The organism is Corynebacterium sp. TUM25020, from assembly GCF_056388495.1.
Window position 1 is genome coordinate 75,474 of sequence record NZ_JBWJFG010000001.1, and the last position, 16,805, is coordinate 92,278.

At 55.8% G+C, this 16,805-nt stretch carries 19 protein-coding genes and 2 pseudogenes; 9 read left to right on the forward strand and 12 right to left on the reverse strand.

Annotation, left to right across the window (positions count from 1 at the left end; translation table 11 throughout):
* Window positions 1-60 precede the first annotated feature (60 nt).
* Together AC05K6_RS00370 and AC05K6_RS00375 are read left to right on the forward strand one after the other, a co-directional pair.
* Window positions 61-1,230 (forward strand): sensor histidine kinase, encoded by a 1,170-nt coding sequence (locus AC05K6_RS00370; RefSeq protein ID WP_434819693.1) that lies wholly within the window; start codon window positions 61-63, stop codon window positions 1,228-1,230.
* An 11-nt stretch (window positions 1,231-1,241) separates the two neighbouring features.
* Window positions 1,242-1,892 (forward strand): response regulator transcription factor, encoded by a 651-nt coding sequence (locus AC05K6_RS00375; RefSeq protein WP_476727446.1) that lies wholly within the window; start codon window positions 1,242-1,244, stop codon window positions 1,890-1,892.
* 13 nt (window positions 1,893-1,905) lie between these two features.
* Here the strand turns inward: AC05K6_RS00375 and AC05K6_RS00380 are convergent, their stop codons facing one another.
* The 3 genes and pseudogenes from AC05K6_RS00380 to AC05K6_RS00390 form a co-directional block, all read right to left on the reverse strand.
* Entirely contained in the window at window positions 1,906-2,538 is a 633-nt protein-coding gene (locus AC05K6_RS00380; RefSeq protein WP_473964137.1) for a hypothetical protein, read from the reverse strand.
* 71 nt (window positions 2,539-2,609) lie between these two features.
* Window positions 2,610-2,879, reverse strand: coding sequence for a hypothetical protein (locus tag AC05K6_RS00385; RefSeq protein ID WP_473964136.1), 270 nt, complete (start codon window positions 2,877-2,879; stop codon window positions 2,610-2,612).
* A 302-nt stretch (window positions 2,880-3,181) separates the two neighbouring features.
* Window positions 3,182-3,700: pseudogene (locus AC05K6_RS00390) on the reverse strand (ABC transporter ATP-binding protein); the annotation flags it as partial.
* On the opposite strand from AC05K6_RS00390, the gene AC05K6_RS00395 reads away from it, so the two are divergent.
* Window positions 3,699-4,211, forward strand: a complete 513-nt coding sequence (locus tag AC05K6_RS00395; RefSeq protein ID WP_434819697.1) for a recombinase family protein — start codon at window positions 3,699-3,701, stop codon at window positions 4,209-4,211. The pseudogene AC05K6_RS00390 and the gene AC05K6_RS00395 overlap by 2 nt on opposite strands.
* Window positions 4,212-4,416: 205 nt before the next feature.
* Here AC05K6_RS00395 and AC05K6_RS00400 read toward each other — a convergent pair whose 3' ends face one another.
* From AC05K6_RS00400 to AC05K6_RS00415, 4 genes and pseudogenes are all read right to left on the reverse strand, one after another.
* Complete coding sequence (locus AC05K6_RS00400) at window positions 4,417-4,806, reverse strand: hypothetical protein (RefSeq protein WP_476727447.1); 390 nt, start codon at window positions 4,804-4,806, stop codon at window positions 4,417-4,419.
* A 12-nt stretch (window positions 4,807-4,818) separates the two neighbouring features.
* The gene (locus AC05K6_RS00405; RefSeq protein ID WP_476727448.1) at window positions 4,819-6,363 is read right to left on the reverse strand and encodes a hypothetical protein; all 1,545 of its coding nucleotides are present in this window, start codon (window positions 6,361-6,363) and stop codon (window positions 4,819-4,821) included.
* Window positions 6,364-6,722: 359 nt separating this feature from the next.
* Window positions 6,723-7,022 (reverse strand): hypothetical protein, encoded by a 300-nt coding sequence (locus tag AC05K6_RS00410; protein WP_434819699.1) that lies wholly within the window; start codon window positions 7,020-7,022, stop codon window positions 6,723-6,725.
* A gap of 144 nt (window positions 7,023-7,166) precedes the next feature.
* A pseudogene (locus AC05K6_RS00415) lies at window positions 7,167-7,679 on the reverse strand (hypothetical protein).
* Between the two features lie 172 nt (window positions 7,680-7,851).
* On the opposite strand from AC05K6_RS00415, the gene AC05K6_RS00420 reads away from it, so the two are divergent.
* Window positions 7,852-8,091 (forward strand): type II toxin-antitoxin system Phd/YefM family antitoxin, encoded by a 240-nt coding sequence (locus AC05K6_RS00420; RefSeq protein ID WP_284804622.1) that lies wholly within the window; start codon window positions 7,852-7,854, stop codon window positions 8,089-8,091.
* On the forward strand, window positions 8,088-8,507 hold the full coding sequence (locus tag AC05K6_RS00425) for a PIN domain-containing protein (protein WP_473964134.1): 420 nt from the start codon (window positions 8,088-8,090) through the stop codon (window positions 8,505-8,507). The genes AC05K6_RS00420 and AC05K6_RS00425 overlap by 4 nt, the downstream gene beginning before the upstream one ends.
* A gap of 10 nt (window positions 8,508-8,517) precedes the next feature.
* Here the strand turns inward: AC05K6_RS00425 and AC05K6_RS00430 are convergent, their stop codons facing one another.
* Together AC05K6_RS00430 and AC05K6_RS00435 are read right to left on the reverse strand one after the other, a co-directional pair.
* Window positions 8,518-9,195 (reverse strand): YoaK family protein, encoded by a 678-nt coding sequence (locus tag AC05K6_RS00430; protein ID WP_476727449.1) that lies wholly within the window; start codon window positions 9,193-9,195, stop codon window positions 8,518-8,520.
* A 37-nt stretch (window positions 9,196-9,232) separates the two neighbouring features.
* On the reverse strand, window positions 9,233-10,009 hold the full coding sequence (locus AC05K6_RS00435; RefSeq protein WP_476727450.1) for a MerR family transcriptional regulator: 777 nt from the start codon (window positions 10,007-10,009) through the stop codon (window positions 9,233-9,235).
* A gap of 241 nt (window positions 10,010-10,250) precedes the next feature.
* Between AC05K6_RS00435 and AC05K6_RS00440 the strand changes: the two genes are divergently transcribed.
* From AC05K6_RS00440 to AC05K6_RS00455, 4 genes are all read left to right on the forward strand, one after another.
* Window positions 10,251-11,522: a metallophosphoesterase family protein gene (locus AC05K6_RS00440; RefSeq protein ID WP_476727451.1), complete on the forward strand. Its 1,272-nt coding sequence runs from the start codon at window positions 10,251-10,253 to the stop codon at window positions 11,520-11,522.
* A gap of 60 nt (window positions 11,523-11,582) precedes the next feature.
* Window positions 11,583-12,086 (forward strand): 2'-5' RNA ligase family protein, encoded by a 504-nt coding sequence (locus tag AC05K6_RS00445; RefSeq protein WP_476727452.1) that lies wholly within the window; start codon window positions 11,583-11,585, stop codon window positions 12,084-12,086.
* Window positions 12,087-12,205: 119 nt separating this feature from the next.
* The gene (locus AC05K6_RS00450; protein ID WP_293789632.1) at window positions 12,206-13,387 is read left to right on the forward strand and encodes an MFS transporter; all 1,182 of its coding nucleotides are present in this window, start codon (window positions 12,206-12,208) and stop codon (window positions 13,385-13,387) included.
* 75 nt (window positions 13,388-13,462) lie between these two features.
* Window positions 13,463-14,119 (forward strand): hypothetical protein, encoded by a 657-nt coding sequence (locus tag AC05K6_RS00455; protein WP_293789634.1) that lies wholly within the window; start codon window positions 13,463-13,465, stop codon window positions 14,117-14,119.
* On the opposite strand, the gene AC05K6_RS00460 is transcribed toward AC05K6_RS00455, so the two are convergent.
* The 3 genes from AC05K6_RS00460 to AC05K6_RS00470 all read right to left on the reverse strand — a co-directional run bounded on the left by AC05K6_RS00460 (window position 14,116) and on the right by AC05K6_RS00470 (window position 16,764).
* Window positions 14,116-14,991: a patatin-like phospholipase family protein gene (locus AC05K6_RS00460; RefSeq protein WP_476727453.1), complete on the reverse strand. Its 876-nt coding sequence runs from the start codon at window positions 14,989-14,991 to the stop codon at window positions 14,116-14,118. The two genes, AC05K6_RS00455 and AC05K6_RS00460, sit on opposite strands and share 4 nt — an antisense overlap.
* 51 nt (window positions 14,992-15,042) lie before the next feature.
* Window positions 15,043-15,999: a DUF808 domain-containing protein gene (locus tag AC05K6_RS00465; protein WP_476727454.1), complete on the reverse strand. Its 957-nt coding sequence runs from the start codon at window positions 15,997-15,999 to the stop codon at window positions 15,043-15,045.
* Between the two features lie 72 nt (window positions 16,000-16,071).
* On the reverse strand, window positions 16,072-16,764 hold the full coding sequence (locus AC05K6_RS00470; RefSeq protein ID WP_293789643.1) for an NAD(P)H-binding protein: 693 nt from the start codon (window positions 16,762-16,764) through the stop codon (window positions 16,072-16,074).
* Window positions 16,765-16,805 lie beyond the last annotated feature (41 nt).

Below are 16,805 nucleotides of genomic sequence, written 5' to 3' on the forward strand. Positions count from 1 at the left end.
AGCCAACTACCTACATAACGGTAGAGCTGGCTCTACCGTTTTTCTCAAAGGCGACCACTAATGTTGACATCGATGAAGACGTTGAAGAGTTTGGGTTGGAGTGCAGTGCTCGCGCTCCTTTTCGTACCTGGATTCGTTATCTCGTTGCTGATGCTGCCTTGGATTCCCCTTGTTGCACGTGGGGCAGATATTGTCTGCAGGCGTGGAGCGTTGTGGATGGGCGTAGAAGTCCCGTACCGCAAAGCGAGCCACTGGTTCGACTGGCCACAGTTCTTTCATCTGGTGATGCAACTTGTGCTTGCTGCAGCTGCCTTCTTTACATGGGTTTCTTTGGGCTTCTTTGCAGGAGTACTAATTGCCATCCCATTCCTACCTGTCGGCGAGCTTTCTCTGGGCGAATGGTCCACCTCAAATCCAATTCTTATTTTCGTGGTTTCTTGGGGTTTGGGCGCCATTGCTATTGGTCTTTTGATGATTTTCTCGCGACTGCTTTCCGCGGCGTCAATAGCTGTAGTTCGGTTTGCGCTGTCTCCTAGCGATAAGGAACTCGCTGCTTCTCGTGCCACTCTTATCGACGCTTTTTCTGGCGAACGCCGTCGCATCGAGCGTGAACTCCATGACGGGCCACAACAATATTTGACAGCGCTAAAACTCAACCTCGCTACAGCAAAATTGCATTACAAGAATCAGGCTTCCTCTGAAGTTATGGAGATAGCATTGGAGGATGCAGAACACAATGCCTCCCAGGCGCTACGCGCGTTACGTGCGACTGTGCGAGGAATCGCCCCGCAGGTGCTCTTTGACAGAGGGCTGGTTGCAGCCCTTGAAGAGCTAATCGCACACGCAGGGGTCGACGCTGTTTTGCAGGTCGAAGGTAGCTCTCCGGAGTTGGACGAAACAATGGCGCTACTGGCCTACCACTGCGTTGCCGAAGCTTTGACGAATGCAACGAAACACGGCGAAGCTCAGCACGTTGACGTGAAGGTCGCTTTTTCGAATCGGCTACGGGTATCTATTACAGATGATGGGGTGGGCTGTATTGAAACCCCTTCTAAGGATTTACGCCACTTGGGCGGTACGGGTATCGCAGGTTTGCGTGAGCGTGCTGCTGCACTTGGTGGAACGGTGAAACTCCAGAACATTAAGGATGGTGAAAGCTCGCTTGAAAATGATTCTGGTGCGCGGTTGATTCTTGAACTGCCTCTGTCGGAATCCCCCAAATCAACCTAGTGGAGAATAGATTGAAGATCTTGCTTGCAGAAGACTCTGCATTGCTTCGTGCCGGGCTAGAACAATTACTAATGGCGCTAGGGCATGAAGTCGTGACGGTGGTCGATGCGTCAGAATTGCGAAATGCCACGATGGCGAGTGATGAAAATGGGCAGAAATACGATGTGATTATCACCGATGTACGTATGCCTCCCACCATGACTGATGATGGTCTGCGCGCGGTATATGATCTGCGCAAACGGTATCCTTCCCAACCAGTTATGGTGCTAAGCCAATATGTTGCGGCGAGCTACCTCGATCGGCTGTTGGAGCACGGCGGCTTTGGCTATCTTTTGAAGGAACGCGTCTCTGACGTGGACGAATTCGTTCACTCTCTTAACGAGGTTGCTCGGGGAGGAACCGTCGTCGATCCAGAGGTTGTATCTGCCCTACTTTCGGCGCGACGAACCGGCCTGGCTGCGTTAACTCCTCGGGAAAAGGAAGTCCTTGCTTTAATGGCTCGTGGTCTGAGCAACTCGGAGATCATGGATGAATTGGTGCTGACCGCAGGAGCAGTGAGCAAGCACGTTGCCAGCGTCTTTATGAAGCTTGGGTTTGCACCCGAGGATGCTAATCGCCGTGTAAAGGCAGTGCTTGCTTGGTTGCGACATACGGAGCGATGAAGGCTAACGCCAACTAGTCGAGGATCTCCGGTTTATAGTCCGAGTTCTTGACCGTCACCGCCGTCGGGGGAGCGGATGGGTCCGTCGCGAAGGTCATGTTGTCCCGGTGCGCGATGACGCGGATTTTGTGCCCGACCATGGAGTCCCAGTTCATTTCGTTTGGCATACTGCTGCTACCAACGATGGCCCATTCGGGAGTTTGGGTGCCAATACCCGCTCCCAGTTTCGCCGTCACGGGCTTCTTCGGATCGAGTTTGATCGCGTAGTAGTCCACGCTATCGTCCACGATGTCCGCCACTCGTGCGAAGTCCTCCGGTGGGGTCATGTCGCTGAAGCGCACCTTCATCAGCTTGCCCTCTAAGGCTGTTTCATTCGGGGCAAGCTCGACCTTATCGGGCTTCGGAGTGCTGGGCGCTGAGGGGTTGGGGCGCTTTTTCGCTCTGTTGCCAGTGTTATCTGTGTTGCCAGAGGCCTCATCATTTTGCCCTTCTTCCGAGGTGCCTTCTTGTCCTGCGGCGGAAGTTTCGCCGGACTCCTTCGAATGCTGAGCAGCGCTCGGCTCAGGCGGAGTCTCGTTATCCGAACAAGCTGCAAGCGAGAGGGCCGTCAACGCGGCAACGGAGAGTGCAACAAGGCGATTTCGCATGAGGTTAAGCGTACAACGTCGCCAGCGTTTGTCCCTACAGAACTAAGTAATTAGGCGCTCGTGGCGACGGGCTAACCCGTCACAATGGCGCGCGCCATGCGATGCAGTGTTGCCGTTGCTTGTTCGAGGTCTTCGGGGGTTTTTGCCATTTCTGACGCCCTCACCACCGCCGCATTCAGTAATCCGATGTCAATGGAGGAAACACCGGGGCAGAAGCTATCCACGATCTCCTTAAAACCAGCGTGCGATTTCTGTACCTTTTCCTCGGCAAACGCTTCCGGGAAGAGCTGGGCGGCGGCCATCAGAGGGCCGTAGGAACCGTGAACGAAAAGATCGAGCATCGCCTCCACGTAGGCGCAGAAGCGCTCTTCGGGCGCTGGCGGGGCGGGCTAGGCCAACCTCGGCGGCCACCTCTGCCAGGGAGGGAACCTTGCCGCCGCCAGCAACGATCAGCCGCTCGGCGGCCTCCAGCACTGCGCGGTGCTGGACCGCGCGGTGCTCGGCTACTGTCGTCTCCGTGATCTTCGGCATAGTGCCCTAGTTTACTACCCGCTTTTCGGCCTGCGTAGCTGCCTATTTGGATGTCTAGTTACCCAGTTGCCTAGTTGTCTTATGCCTAGTTGGAGGTAGGGCTCAAGCGCCCATCGACCAGCAACACCTGTGGGGCGCCGACGAGAGCTCGGGCGATGCCCACCCGCTGACGTTCGCCACCCGACAGACTTCCTGGGCGGTGCTTAGCTCGGGGCGTCATACCAGCCTTCTCCAAAAGCTCCGCACCAGAGTAACGACCGTGTTTACCCATGACGCGCGCGGCGAGCTCCAGTTGTTCCTCGGCGGTGAGGGCGCCGGGCAGGCTGCCGGAGGATTGGAAGACGAAGCCGATGTAGTCCCGGCGAATGCGGGCTAGTTCCTTGTCATCGTATTTGGTGATGTCTTCGTCGCCGACTTTGACGCTGCCAGAGGCTGGGTTGGTCAGCGCTCCAGCAACGGCCAGCAGTGTGGACTTACCGGAACCGGAAGGGCCGACGACGGCGACGAACTCTCCGGGCTCGACGGTCAGGTTCACCTTGTCCAACGCGGTGATCTGGGAATCACCGTCGGTGTACCCCAAGCGAACACTTTGTGAATGACAAGATTTCCTGTTGGCTAGGGTTGGCTCCATGACTAACGGAACAGAACCGTCACTGCCTCTAGAGATCACGGAACAGTTGGGTGTGATCTCGGGGCAAAAGGTGGGTTATGCCCGGGTGAGCTCGAAGGATCAGAATCTTGATCGCCAGATTGAGCAACTCAAGGCGGAGAAGGTCTTCACCTATTACACAGATAGGGCTAGTGGTGGTTCACGAAAGCGGCCTAGTCTTGATGAAGCGATGCGGTATGTCCGTGCGGGGGATCAGCTTGTGGTCGCGTCGATGGATCGGTGCGCGCGGTCCTTAACGGATCTGTATGCCATTGTTGACGAGTTAGTCAGCAAAGAGGTGTCGGTGGAGTTCCTCAAGGAGGGACAGATCTACTCGAAGGACTCCACCCCGATCGCCAAGCTGATGCTCGGGCTGCTGGGTTCGGTGGCGGAATTTGAACGCTCAATCATTAGGGAGCGTCAAGCCGAGGGGATTGCTCGAGCGAGGGGTGTACAAAGGTCGTGCCCGCGCGCTTACTGCGGAGCAGGTTGATCAGGCGCATGCATGGGTGGATGCTGGTGTACCGAAAGCGGAAGTCGCACGACGTTTTGAAGGTAGGGCGAACAACGCTGTATAGCTGCTTTGGCAAGCCAACGCGAACTACGGATTTGGCTTAAGGAGACCATGGTCAGGTCGATCATATCGATAGCGGACTTGGATAATCTGACCTATTATAGCAGTAGTCAAACAGTATGGATTATCTTAATAGAGAGATCAAATAGAACCTAACGACCATGGAGAACCCTGCCAACAGGAGGACTTCGCTGACTAAAAATATGAGACCTCCGCCAATGTTAGGGCTATTGTCTGCCATGCTTTTAACAAGTACGACAGCCACCGCTCCAGCGGCAATGATCGCCCACCCTGTAGCGATTTTATTTGGGGCAATTACCGCAAGAAAAATGCCCAAAAGGGCAGAAATTGCCGAGATTATTACAAGAGATTGATTGAAGGAATCAAAAAACTGGCTCTCCGTACCGTAAGATGGGTCATAAAAAGGCATTATGATCCATCTTGATAAGCCAAACAAGGACAGAGAAATAAGAATAAGTTCAATGATCGGCAAGAAAAGAATGCGCTTTATCAAATTAATTATTCCTTAAAAATCATGAGGAGCATTCTTTACGACTTGATAGTAAACCTGGGCTACATTTCCGCACCGATACCTATCTACACTGTATTGTGAGTATACGCCTTCGCAGGTTAGCAATAGCTGCGAGTGGAACCTTTCATCACAAAATGATTGGGTCCTTTCTCCTCGAGAAACTGCCTGGTAGCACATATCATGAATAGCGCAAGGTCCTCTGAAATCTGCATTCTTTACTCCTCCAGAGTATTCATCAGGGCTAGATGTGCAGTAGTCGTTTAGATTTCCTCTATGCCAGTCATATACATAGTAGCTAGGGACTGGAATGATTGTCACTACCTCTTTTCCGCCCACTACACGAGAATCTCTAGTTTCTGCATTGGCGACAAGGTCATTTCGTGCGCCTATCTCCACATTCCCCCCACTAGCCAACTCAGGATAAAGAGCAACTAGTTTATCGTTAAGTAGCTTCTCTCCCACTCGTGTAGTGGCGGTGTTTCCTAGGTACACACTTAGATCCAGTCGACTTTTTGAGAAGTTTTGAACAACATTTCCTTTACTGTCCAAAAATTGTTCGGAAGTAGGGTATCCATAGATACCTTGCTCACGTCCGCTCGCTTCCCAGATCAACTGCTGTGCTCCCACAACGCTATGTGCTCCATATTGTGGGTGCCAGTAGATCTTCCCGCGGGTGAAGTTATGGAACCGTCCGATGCCGTCAGGGGTTTTTGTTTCATCACCTGTGGGGTAGCCAAGCGGGCCTTTTTCTGCCCCGGTTTGCACCCACTTGTCGTAGATCGCCCCGTGGATTGTGGCCAGTCCTGCCAATGAGCCGTAGATGTGGCCGTGCTCGAAGGATTGCTTACGCCCGATACTGCCAGACAGGCCAAATTCGTCAGTGGTGGGGTAACCTAGCGGTCCACGTTCCCATCCGATACGTGCCCAAGCGACAGAGAAGTGCGTGGTGATCGAATGAGCACCGGTATTAGGGTGCCAGTAGATGAATCCGTTGACGAACTCGTTGCGGCGCCCCACGCCATCGGGAACCTTCAGTTCGTCGGATTTTGGCCAGGTTAGGAAGCTTTGTGGTCCGCCGAGGGAGTCGTACTTTTCGCGGATCTTTCCGCAGACCTTGAACGGGCTGGGCCAGTACGTTCGGCACGTATCGACAACGGCAAAAGTCTGGATCCCAGAGCGTGCCTGTGTGGCCTGTTCTTTAGCTTCTTGGACCTCGGCGCGGTTGGCCTGTTCTTTGGTGAAACCACCAGGGATTTCTTCTTTATCGGAACGCATCTGTCCTGGGATGACTTTGCTTTTGGGGTTGGTGGTGGGGTGCCAGTTTTTGCCCGCTTGGTTATCGACGTTGTTGTCGTCGAAGCCTGGTTCTGCCGGTTCGAGATCTTCGCGCCCGGGTGCGACGTAATCGGCGTTGTTGTCGGCTGGTGTGCTGGCGGCTGCTGGTGGTTGTGTGGGCTGAGCTTGCACGGTGGGGGTGAAGCCGATGCCGAGGGTGAGGGCGAATAGGAGAGTGGTGATAGTGCGAGATGGTTTGGCCATGATGGGTCATCTTTCGCTGTGGTGAATGGTTAGAAATGAACTTAGCGCGAGATAGTTCCTTTGGGAATGAAAAATGGTTGAATAGTTGGGAAATCTTGTAAATATGCAGGAAGATTCCTGAAATTATTCTGCATGGCTGTTTGTCGACAGTCTATTCAGCGCTATATCTGTTCTTCTTATATATGGAATAGGCGAGCGGCCGGGAGAGGGGATGCGATGCGACGTGCCGTGAAAGAGATGCGAACTCCCCGGACTTTCCTCATATCCCGAGCCAGGCATACTCGGAGGCAATCGACGTGTGGCATTGTTCACCCCGATAGCCACGTATCCGGCAGCAGCCTCAAGTACTGCCCCCGCTTTCAAGCGGCGTCCGGTTTTCCCTTCCCTATCATCTGCACTACGTGTTCAGTGCCCAAGTCGATCAGTGCCGACAGATTATTAATCGCACTCGGGTTCGCGGAACGGAAGGCCTGCACGCGGTTCCTGACGCCTTTGCCAGGTGTAGCGGAGTCGTATTGGGCCTGGATTGAGAACACAGCATCGATAAGGGCTGTGCTGATCTCCTGGGGGTAACCACCGCGGTAGGCGGTGAAGTTTGATTCGGGGATGTGGCGGGTTGCGGCAATGACAGCGTCAAGCTGGGCCGAAGTTATGGTCATGCCTGTGAGATCTCCGTATCAGTGGTATTTGGTACGCCTACGTGGGCTGCATTGATCCCTAAAGCGAAGTAGTACTGTAGGTCACCGTGACGTCTTTAAGTTCCAGGGTCGGAACGTGCGGGGCGGGAAGATGCGAGGCGGGGCTCATCGGTTCTCTCCTAGGGCTGCAAGTGGGTTGGTGCGGGTGACGCGGACGACGGCAATCAACGCGCCGATCAGGCTAGATACGAAGAGGATCGCGCTGCCGCTGAGGACGGATCCGAGTTCGGTGGCGTAGGGCATGGCCGTGGTTTCCAGGAAGCTTTCGAGGCCGACGGCGATGAGTGCACCGACGATGACGGAGATTTCCTTGTACGCCTACGGGCTTATCTCTTCGCCCTTACATGCGCCAGCGTGGATTTCCTGCCAGACGTCGAGGGGCAGGTAGGCTGCGTCGACGTTGACGATGTAGCGGGTGAAAGCGGAGTCCGTCTGGGGGCCATCGGCGAAAGCGATGACGTCACTATCCATTGCCTTCAGGCCGGAAACACCGTCGTTAACCAATCCGGCTGTGAGGCCGGAGATGATGACGACCAGCAAGGACATGAGCGCCAACACGACGCTCATGAGAAGAAAGCGGGTGCGCGCAAAAAGCATTTCGCGCAAGGCTAGAAACATGATGAAAATCCCTGGGGTTGAGGTTGGGGGAGGTGAGCGGTTCATCAGTCGCTACACAGACTTGAGCAACAATGTGTTGCAAAGATAAAAACAGGGCGTTTCTAACAGCGGGTATTGAAAGTACCGTTGGTTAGTTAGAATGTAGGTACGTTGCTACAAAAGGAGGGTTCTCATGACTAGCGTGAGTGCGCGTGAGTTCAATCAGGATGTGAGTTACGCGAAAAGGAAGGCCAGTGAGGGGCCCGTTGTTATTACTGATCGGGGTGAGCCGGCCTTCGTATTGCTTTCCATTGATGACTACAGGAAGATCTCCGGCTCGAATGAAGGCTGGGCTTCGCGGTTGCAAATGGAAGAGGACATTGACCTCGAGGACGTAAGGATGGACTTCGAACCGCGGGTGCCCGAGCTATGAACTACCTGCTCGATACGAATGTGGTCAGCGAACTCCGGAAGCCGCCCGGGAAAGTAAATCCCAGGGTGTTTGAGTGGGTTAATGCGCAGATCTTGCACAGCCAATATCTCTCTGCGATCACTATCTATGAGCTGAAGTTAGGTATCTCCCGAAAGAATCACACCGATCCTGTGCAGGGGCAGCGGCTGCAGAAGTGGTTCACTCAGGATTTACTTCCGCTGTTCGAAGGTCGGGTTCTTCCTTTTGATGAGCGAGTGGCTATAGAGGCGGCCAATTTGAATGTTCCGGATCCCCGGCCCCAGGCTGATCTATTAATTGCTGCCACCGCGCGTGTGCATGGGCTGACAATCGTGACTCGAAATCAGAAGGATTTTGAGCCGATGGGTGTGCAATATTTGAACCCCTGGGAGCTCTAGCGCTCCAGTCCTAAACCGCGAGCCCACGGTTGCGCCGCCATTGGCGGTACACCAGCGCAGTCACGGTTCCCGCATACAGCATGCCCGTCACCACCAGTACCGCGTGCAGACCCGCCTGAACATACATCCAGCCGCCCAGCAGTGCCCCGCAAGCCAGCGCCACCCACAGCGCGAAGTAGCGTATCCAGTCGATGTGTGGCCCACCGAACAAAGCGGCCACGAATCGCTGCGACATCTTCACCAGCGTGCCGGTCATATATGTCAGCGAGATGCTTACCTCGCCATCGCGTTCGAACGTAGAGTTCATCGCACCCACGGTGAACGACAGACTGTACACCGCCAGCTGCTCGTGCCCCGTTAGTACCATCACCGATGCGAGAGTGGAGGTTGCACAAATAAACAACAGGATCGCCTCACGAGTGCGCGTGCGTGGCAAGTGCCGATGTCCCAGTTGGCTGATCAGAGCCCCAATTCCCACGCCGACCAAGAACAGCACCATCACGCCGCCCGCTGTCGCAGCAACCTCCCATTTCCCCGCGTTTACTGCCGCCGTCAGGCGCGTGGTGTTACCCGACATAAACGAAAGGAAGTACCCTCCCAAGTACAAAAACCCCAGCGTATCGACAAAGCCCGCGATAGAGGATAGATAGATCGCCAGTGCATGTTCGCCGATACGGTAGCCCTTCATGGCGCAATCGTAGCAATACCGATGCGTCCTCCGTGGACTAGTCGTCCCAGCTAGGGTTCGTGATTCCCTCTTGCTGTGCGCGGTATTCCACCAGGGACAGCAGGTATTCCTGAGCACCTTGGTAGGCATCGGCGAATCGCTCATCGCTGACGTACATCCGAGCCAGAATCAGCTGGCGCGACGTAGTGACGTCATACCACTGGTTGATCGTTGCGCGGTGCTGCTCAACCAGAGCCTGTGCCTTGTCGCTTTCGGGTGCGACGCCCGCATCTCGGGCGGCAACAAGTTCAGCCACGAAGCGGTCGTGGTCGTCCTTGATTTCCTGAAAATCTTCATCGCCCAGCGAATTCAGCTTCTCTTGAGCCTGCTGGTACTCGGGAGTGTCCCCCCAACGCTCGCGTGCTTCCTCCTGATAGGCAGGCATGTCTTCGCCGAAGTACTTCTTGATCCTGTTCATTTGTTCCATGGTGTATCCTTCCACCTTCGTTGTATCTATTAGGTCACTGACCGCACGCAATTGGCTCTTCACCTGGTCGAGCTTTTGTGTCAGCGCCGCTCGGTGGGCTCGGAGTGCACGATCCAGCGCTGCCTCGGAAGGGGTATCGATCAGGTCGGGAATGTCCGCCAGTTTGAAGCCCATGTTCCGGTACAGCACGATGGCCGCACCAATGCGCAGATCATCTTCGGTGTAGAGCCGGTAGTCGCCCAGTGTGCGCCACTGCGGGGTGAGAAGCCCGATGGAATCCCAGTGGCGCAGGGCTTTGGGCGTCACTCCCAAGAAATCTGCTGCATCGCCAATCGTGTATTCGGTCATGGGAAAGATCCTTCCGGTTGTCGCAGGGGCAAGGTCAAGCCGAGAGTGGAAAGGGGGGCGGCGACTGCGTGGTGAGATTGTTATGAATTCATCTTCAGGCAACCTCGCGCTTACCTATTGGCGATAACTTGTGGGAGTTCAATTCTCGCAGAAAAGGAGCACATCTATCGTGTCTACAAACTCGTCCAACAATTCGCCTAGCAACTCGCAGCAGCCGGAAAACCAGAAAGCGCCCAATAAAATGAGCGTAAACCGCCGTAACTTCCTGGCCGGGACGGGAGCGTTGGGCGTCACCGCGGCATTGGCGCCGGCAGCACAGGCGCAGGCGTGGAGTTCGTCGGCTGGCTCGCTGGCCGGTTCCAGCTTTGGTCCAGGCCGCGGAAACGGCAGCAACGGTAACGACGGCAGCGACAGTAGCGGTGGCGACAACAATGGCACCGGAGCAGACATGCCGCTGAAGTTCAATGGCAACGGCAAGTTCAAGATCGTGCAGTTCAACGACACCCAGGATGACCATCTAACGGACCGCCGCACCATTGAATTCATGGGCAAAGTCCTCGACCAGGAAAAACCGGACTTCGCGCTGATCAACGGTGATGTGATTTCGTCTGGGCCGAAGACCACCGAGCAGGCTTTCCAGGCCGTTAATAATGTGGTGCTGCCGATGGAGTCCCGCAAAATCCCGTGGGCCATTACTTTCGGCAATCACGACGAAGACTCCATGGAAGACGGCACCCAGGCCGACGAGATCGCACTGCTGAACTTTGTCCGCAAGTACAAGTACAACCTCAACGTTGCCGACGATCCGATTCATGGCGAATCCAACGTATCGCTGCTGGTTCAGAGCAACGCGAATCCGAACCCAGCATTTGCCATCTGGCTACTGGATTCCGGCAACTACATCGGCGAGGAGCTTGCGGGGCAGGAGACCAAGGAGATTCCGGGCTATGACTACATCCATAGTGACCAGATCCAGTGGTACCGCGATACCTCCCGTAGCTACGAAGAGCGTTTCGGCAAGAAAATCCCGGGCCTGATGTATTTCCACATTCCCACCTATGAGCACCGCGATATGTGGTTCGGCGGCCCCTACAATAACGACCCCATCAAGCACGGCCAGGCGAAGAAGCGCCATGGCATCGAAGGGGTAAAGAACGAGGATGTCTACGTCGGTGCCTTCAATCCTGGCATCTACTCCGCCGTCCGCGAGCGCGGCGACGTGCTGGGTATCTACTGCGGCCATGACCACATCAATTCATTCAACGGCAACTACTTCGGTGTAGAGCTGGGCTACTGCCCAGGCACCGGGTTCGGACCCTATGGTCTGCATGACGGCACCTGGGACATGCACACCTTGCGAGGTGCCCGTGTGTTCGAGCTGGACGAGGCCGACGAGCGTGTCTACAAGTCGACCCGCTTGGTTTTTGCCAAGGAGTTGGGCTTGGATATGAATCCGAAAAAACAGCCGCTGGACAAGCCTGCGGACCTGCCCGAGTACGTGTCCATTAAGTAGCTCTTCTCGTGGGCGAAAGCGCTCTCGGTGCACTGGTCATGGCCAGATAGGATGGGGACAATGTCCGTCAATTCACCTGAAAACATCCTTCTAAATCTGCCCGACGAGCAGTGCGCCATCATCCGCGGCGTCTTCGACGAACTCGCCAATCGTGGATTCCCTCTACAACGGCAGACTCCACACATCACAGTCACGTTCTCCCCGAACATGGCCCCGCATGTTGTGGAACGTGCCCGCGAAATCCTGCCTGGCGCCGTCCCCTCCGAGCTTGAACGTAGGGGAGTGGTCGTCTTCGGCACAGGCAAGAAGCAAACCGTTGCGTGGCTATTGGAAGCCACCGATGAGCTGGAAAATGCCGCCCGCGAGCTGAGCGCGCTCAACCCTGACGGACGAGGCCCACGCTGGGTGCCGCATCTAACGGTGGGGCTACGGCTGCCGAGGGATGTTGTTCCTTCTTATATTGACGCCCTGTCTCAGATCACCCCGCGGGAGCTCAAGTCGATCACTGCAGCTGAGGCAGCATATTGGAGACCAAGTGTGGGTGAACGGGTGCTACTTGCCTAAAACAAGGTGGGAGGCAGTCGCCCGAAGGGCTGCAGATGTTTGATAATCTGCCTTTCGTAAAAACACAGCTGAACTAATAGGAGCCATAGGGCGCAGCTAAGTCTACAAGTTAAAAGAGGGTGTTTCTCACGTCCACGTCAGCAAAAGAGCCGGTTGTAACACCGGCTTTTGTCTTTGCATGGTTGGTGAACTTTGCACAGTTCATGATCTTCTACGTTCTGGTTACGACCATGGCAGGGTATGCAGTCAAGGAATTTGCGGCCAACAACGCAAGCGCAGGCCTGGCCTCCAGTGCCTTCGTCATCGGCGCGACAGGCGCGCGTGTGTTTTCGGGATTTCTCGTCGACGCGGTGGGACGTCGACGTGTTCTGTTTACCTCCCTGGTTCTGGTGATCCTAACCTGCGCGTTCTACATTCCGGCACACTCGCTGGGGCTGCTGATTGCGGTGCGTGTCATCCACGGCATTGGCTACGCTTTCGCCAGCACCGCTGTGATGGCCGTTGCCCAGTCTGTGATTCCGAGTGCGCGCCGGGCGGAGGGCACGGGCTACTTTGCTCTAGGCACCACCTTGGCCACTGCTATTGGCCCGGCACTGGGTCTGTGGTTGGTAGGGTCGGTTGGCTACTCCACCATGTTCAAGGTCGTAATTGGGATGTCCGTTGTGGCGTTCCTGCTGTCGCTATTGGTTCGTTCGCCAGAGCCTAAGGACGGAGCTCATCATCACCGCCCCAGCTTCAACCTGTCGGCGATCGTGCATCCCAAGGTTGCCCCCATCGGTTTCTTCATGCTGCTAGTCGGTATTTGCTACGCCGGAGTGATCACCTACCTGAACAGCTTCTCCGAAGGAAACGATCTGGTCACCGGTGCCCAATACTTCTTCCTTGCCTATGCCCTGGTTACGTTGGTCATGCGTTTCGTTTTGGGCAAAGTGCAGGATGAAAAGGGCGACAATATCGTCGTCTATCTGGGATTGGTGACCTTCGCGATTGCTTTGGTGGTGCTGGCATCGTCTACACAGGATTGGATGGTCATCCTGGCCGGTGCTCTCACTGGCCTGGGCTATGGTTCGCTGATGCCAGCCGCACAGGCGATTGCTGTTAAGGCGGTGGAGCCGCACCAGATGGGCGCGGGTATTTCCACGCTTTTCTTGCTCCTGGATGTGGGTGTCGGCTTTGGTCCTATCCTGTTAGGCATGATTGTTTCTTCCACCAGCTACCAGGCCATGTATGCAATGTTGGCCGGGCTGGTCGTCGTGAGCGGCGCCGTGTACTTCCTTGTTCACGGTCGCAAGGTTGGCTAAAGTTCGCTAGAGTTCCAACCTTCTCCGCACACCAATTGAGGTATCGCGGAGAGCCCTCGAAAGGATCTTTGTCGCATGCTGCACGCCGTGAGTTTCGCGTTGGCTGATTCCGTCAACGTCCTATTAATCGGCGTGCTTTTCGCTATTGCAGTCATGCATCCGCAGCCGCGGCGTTACAGCCCTATTGCTGCCGTGCTGGTGGCGGGGGACTGGTGTGGCGTACTCCTGCTGTCTTTGTTGACGCTCCTGCTCTTTAATGGCATTGAGGATGTCGTGCAGACGGCTTTGGCGTCGCCGATTTTTGGCCTGGTGCTTATTGCAATCGGTCTTCTTAGTGCCTTTTTGACGCTACGAGGCGGCGACCCGAGCCCTATGATCAACCGTCTGGCTAAGCCCCTCCGTAGGGCATCGCTAAGTACCTTTCTTTCAGGCATGGTGCTGGGACTGGTGCAGTCCGCAACGTCGGCGCCGTTTTTCGCTGGCCTAGCCTATCTAAGCACGGTGGAGATCAGCACTTTCGCGAAATATCTGACGGTGGTTCTTTACGCCACGCTCGCACTCAGCCTGCCTGCGCTCTCTGCAATCGCACTGGGCATGGTTTTAAGGAAACCGAATAGTGGTTTGGCGAAGTTTATCGACGGGCTGCGCCATCGCAAGGAGCAGATGGTGGCGCTGGCAGGCTATGTGGTGGCAGCGATGTTGATTGTGTTGGGGCTGTTGAGCTTCCTCTAGGCCTCGCCGAGGAACTCCATCCACCTATCCCACTCGCGCTTGGTCTGCTCCATCCCGTCCTGCCAAGACTTTTCTAGCCGATCCAGACGGCGCTCAGTATTGCTGACCTGCATCTTTTCTGGATAAAAAACCAAAGCCTGCCCTTTTGATTCCAGCTCTGCGATCTTGTCGGAAGCTAGATTGTACTTCGGCGGACGATCAATCATTGCCTGGGCGACGGCGGGACGCTTGCGCAAAAGCGCGCGCACCAGCTGCGGGCTGCGAAGCGCGGGGCGAACGTATCCCTTGGGCTTGGTACGCAGAACCAGGAACTTCTCAAACCCATCTTCGATGGCAACGTCGAGGATCAGGCCACCGGACTCTCCAAGGGCACCATCGACATAATCCACGCCATCGATTGTCGGCACGGGCATAAGCCCCGGCAGCGTGGAGCTGGCTCGCACCTTGCGCATGAGGTCGGGGAGATCCTTGATGTCCTCGCGTCGCCAGTACACCGTCTCGCCGTTATCGGCACGGGTAGCTCCGATGCACATCTGGGAGGAGGAACGTTGGAAGGTTTCCCAATCGAAGGGGAGGTCGTTGCCTGGTGCGCCGGCAGTTTCATAAATGTACTCCGCATTGAAGTAGCCACTGCCCCGCAGGAGAGACTTAAACCCTCCAGACTTCGGGTGACCGCCGAATTCAACAAAGGACTCGCGGGCACGCTTCCGATCCCTGGATAGGAAGTTCACGGTGTGGGAGGCTCCGGCACTGATACCCCCGACCCAGCCGAACTCAATATTGTGTTCTAGCAGCTGGTCGATACAGGCCGCCGTGTAACTATTTCGCATCCCCCCGCCTTCGAGGACGAGGGCTACTTCCTTGGCGGACATGTCAGAGCCTCCTAGTATTTTTGGCTTTAAATACCTTTGTCGTGCGCCGGCCTATCGGGAACGCAGTTTCTTCACCCCAGCGACCACCGCCACGATAATTGCGCCGATGATCAGTCCGAAAATCAGGCTAAAGCCGGTCTCGGTAAACCAAGTTACTGCGCCACCGAGGTGTTCGACGCGCTCCACCACATGGTGAACCGTTTCATAGGGCCAGTGCAGGCCGAGTTCGTCTAGACCTACGAGCAAAATGTGCCCGCCGACCCACAACATAGCCAAAGTGCCAATGATGCCAATGGCGGTGAGCAGTTTCGGCATGCCCTGGACAAGCAGACGGCCGAATTTTTTCGTCCCCTCGCTTGCACCCTCCTTGCTCATCAACGCCAATCCCATGTCATCGATCTTGATGAGTAGACCGACAAGACCATAGACCGCAAAAGTGATGAGCAGGGCAACGATAATCAGAACCAGCGTGCGGTTCAGCAAGGGCTGGTCAGCAACCTCGTTGAGCGAAATCACCATAATCTCTGCGGACAGGATGAGGTCGGTGAATACCGCGCCACGGACCAACGCATCCTCTGATTGGGCTGCGTTGTCTGCGGTGTCTGCGTCTTCTGGGTTCTCTGTATCCGCTGTGTCTTCTTCATGCCCACCCAGACCAAGCTTATGGAGGACCTTCTCCGCGCCTTCATAGGACAGGTAGAAGCCACCGAGCATGAGGAGGGGAGTAAGGGCGCCAGGCAGCAACCAACTGAGCAAGAGGATGATCGGCAGGATGATAACCAGTTTGTTGACCAGGCTGCCCTTGGTGATCTTCCAAATGATGGGCAACTCACGCGCCGGGGTTACACCGGCAACGAACTTCGGGGTGACTGCGGCGTCATCAATAACAACCCCGGCTGCCTTCGTAGAAGTGCGTCCCGCCATAGCAGCGACGTCATCCGTCGTGGCCGCGGCCTTCTTGGCGATAAGAGCAATATCGTCTAACAGAGCCGCAAGGCCAGCTGCCATGGTGAAATCTCTTTCCTTTCAGAGCCGAGCAGTGAACGGGTGTGCTCGGCTATTTTTCGGCAAAAGCCCCGCTTAGTTCCCTGCGTGTGCGCCGAGAGCCTCATCGATGGGGGTATCGCCGTTATTAAATTCAATAAAGTGGCCGGCCAGCTCCGGGCGATCGACAACCTGCGCAATGACGGTTGCGACATCAGCACGAGAGACCTGGCTGGACTTCAGTGCATCGCCGTCGTTGGCGGTTCCATCCGCCTTAGGCGCACGAGTCTCGATTTTACCGGTCGGTTCCTCCAACGTCAGGGCAGACGGCCCGACGAGCGTCCATTGGGCTGCCGAATCACGCAGGTGATCGTCCGCGGCTGCCTTCGCCTCACAATAGGTGAACATGGAGTGATCCTCCGGCACACCGTGGTCGGCGCGGGAGTTGAAGTAGCTGACCATGATGTAGCGCTTTGAACCTGCCGCGTCGATGGAGCGGATTGCGGCGTCCCGGTCGACGCGCAGGGTGCGTGCATCGTCGCCACCGCCGACGCCCGCGGACCAGATGATGACATCCTGATCGGCGAAGAGCTTTTCGAAGCCGGCAACGTCTAGTTGCTCGATGTCCTGTACGACGGCTTTCGCGCCGGTAGCCTCCACATCTGCTACGTGATCGGGGTTGCGCACTACGGAGGTGACAGTGTGGCCGGCCTTGACGATCTGGGGCGACGCCTTCAATGCCACCTTGCCGTGGCCTCCGAGGATCATCACATTCTGAGCGTTAGACATTCTTGCAGTCCTCCTTTTGTGTTTGCTTCTTCGCTAGCCGT

Coding starts and splice junctions, on each gene's coding strand:
- AC05K6_RS00405 (WP_476727448.1), bottom strand. CDS start 6,363: ATGGCCAAACCATCTCGCACTATCACCACTCTCCTATTCGCCCTCACC.
- AC05K6_RS00430 (WP_476727449.1), bottom strand. CDS start 9,195: ATGAAGGGCTACCGTATCGGCGAACATGCACTGGCGATCTATCTATCC.
- AC05K6_RS00445 (WP_476727452.1), top strand. CDS start 11,583: ATGTCCGTCAATTCACCTGAAAACATCCTTCTAAATCTGCCCGACGAG.
- AC05K6_RS00370 (WP_434819693.1), top strand. CDS start 61: ATGTTGACATCGATGAAGACGTTGAAGAGTTTGGGTTGGAGTGCAGTG.
- AC05K6_RS00395 (WP_434819697.1), top strand. CDS start 3,699: ATGACTAACGGAACAGAACCGTCACTGCCTCTAGAGATCACGGAACAG.
- AC05K6_RS00410 (WP_434819699.1), bottom strand. CDS start 7,022: ATGACCATAACTTCGGCCCAGCTTGACGCTGTCATTGCCGCAACCCGC.
- AC05K6_RS00435 (WP_476727450.1), bottom strand. CDS start 10,009: ATGACCGAATACACGATTGGCGATGCAGCAGATTTCTTGGGAGTGACG.
- AC05K6_RS00380 (WP_473964137.1), bottom strand. CDS start 2,538: ATGCGAAATCGCCTTGTTGCACTCTCCGTTGCCGCGTTGACGGCCCTC.
- AC05K6_RS00460 (WP_476727453.1), bottom strand. CDS start 14,991: ATGTCCGCCAAGGAAGTAGCCCTCGTCCTCGAAGGCGGGGGGATGCGA.
- AC05K6_RS00455 (WP_293789634.1), top strand. CDS start 13,463: ATGCTGCACGCCGTGAGTTTCGCGTTGGCTGATTCCGTCAACGTCCTA.
- AC05K6_RS00385 (WP_473964136.1), bottom strand. CDS start 2,879: ATGCTCGATCTTTTCGTTCACGGTTCCTACGGCCCTCTGATGGCCGCC.
- AC05K6_RS00470 (WP_293789643.1), bottom strand. CDS start 16,764: ATGTCTAACGCTCAGAATGTGATGATCCTCGGAGGCCACGGCAAGGTG.
- AC05K6_RS00425 (WP_473964134.1), top strand. CDS start 8,088: ATGAACTACCTGCTCGATACGAATGTGGTCAGCGAACTCCGGAAGCCG.
- AC05K6_RS00420 (WP_284804622.1), top strand. CDS start 7,852: ATGACTAGCGTGAGTGCGCGTGAGTTCAATCAGGATGTGAGTTACGCG.
- AC05K6_RS00440 (WP_476727451.1), top strand. CDS start 10,251: ATGAGCGTAAACCGCCGTAACTTCCTGGCCGGGACGGGAGCGTTGGGC.
- AC05K6_RS00465 (WP_476727454.1), bottom strand. CDS start 15,999: ATGGCAGCTGGCCTTGCGGCTCTGTTAGACGATATTGCTCTTATCGCC.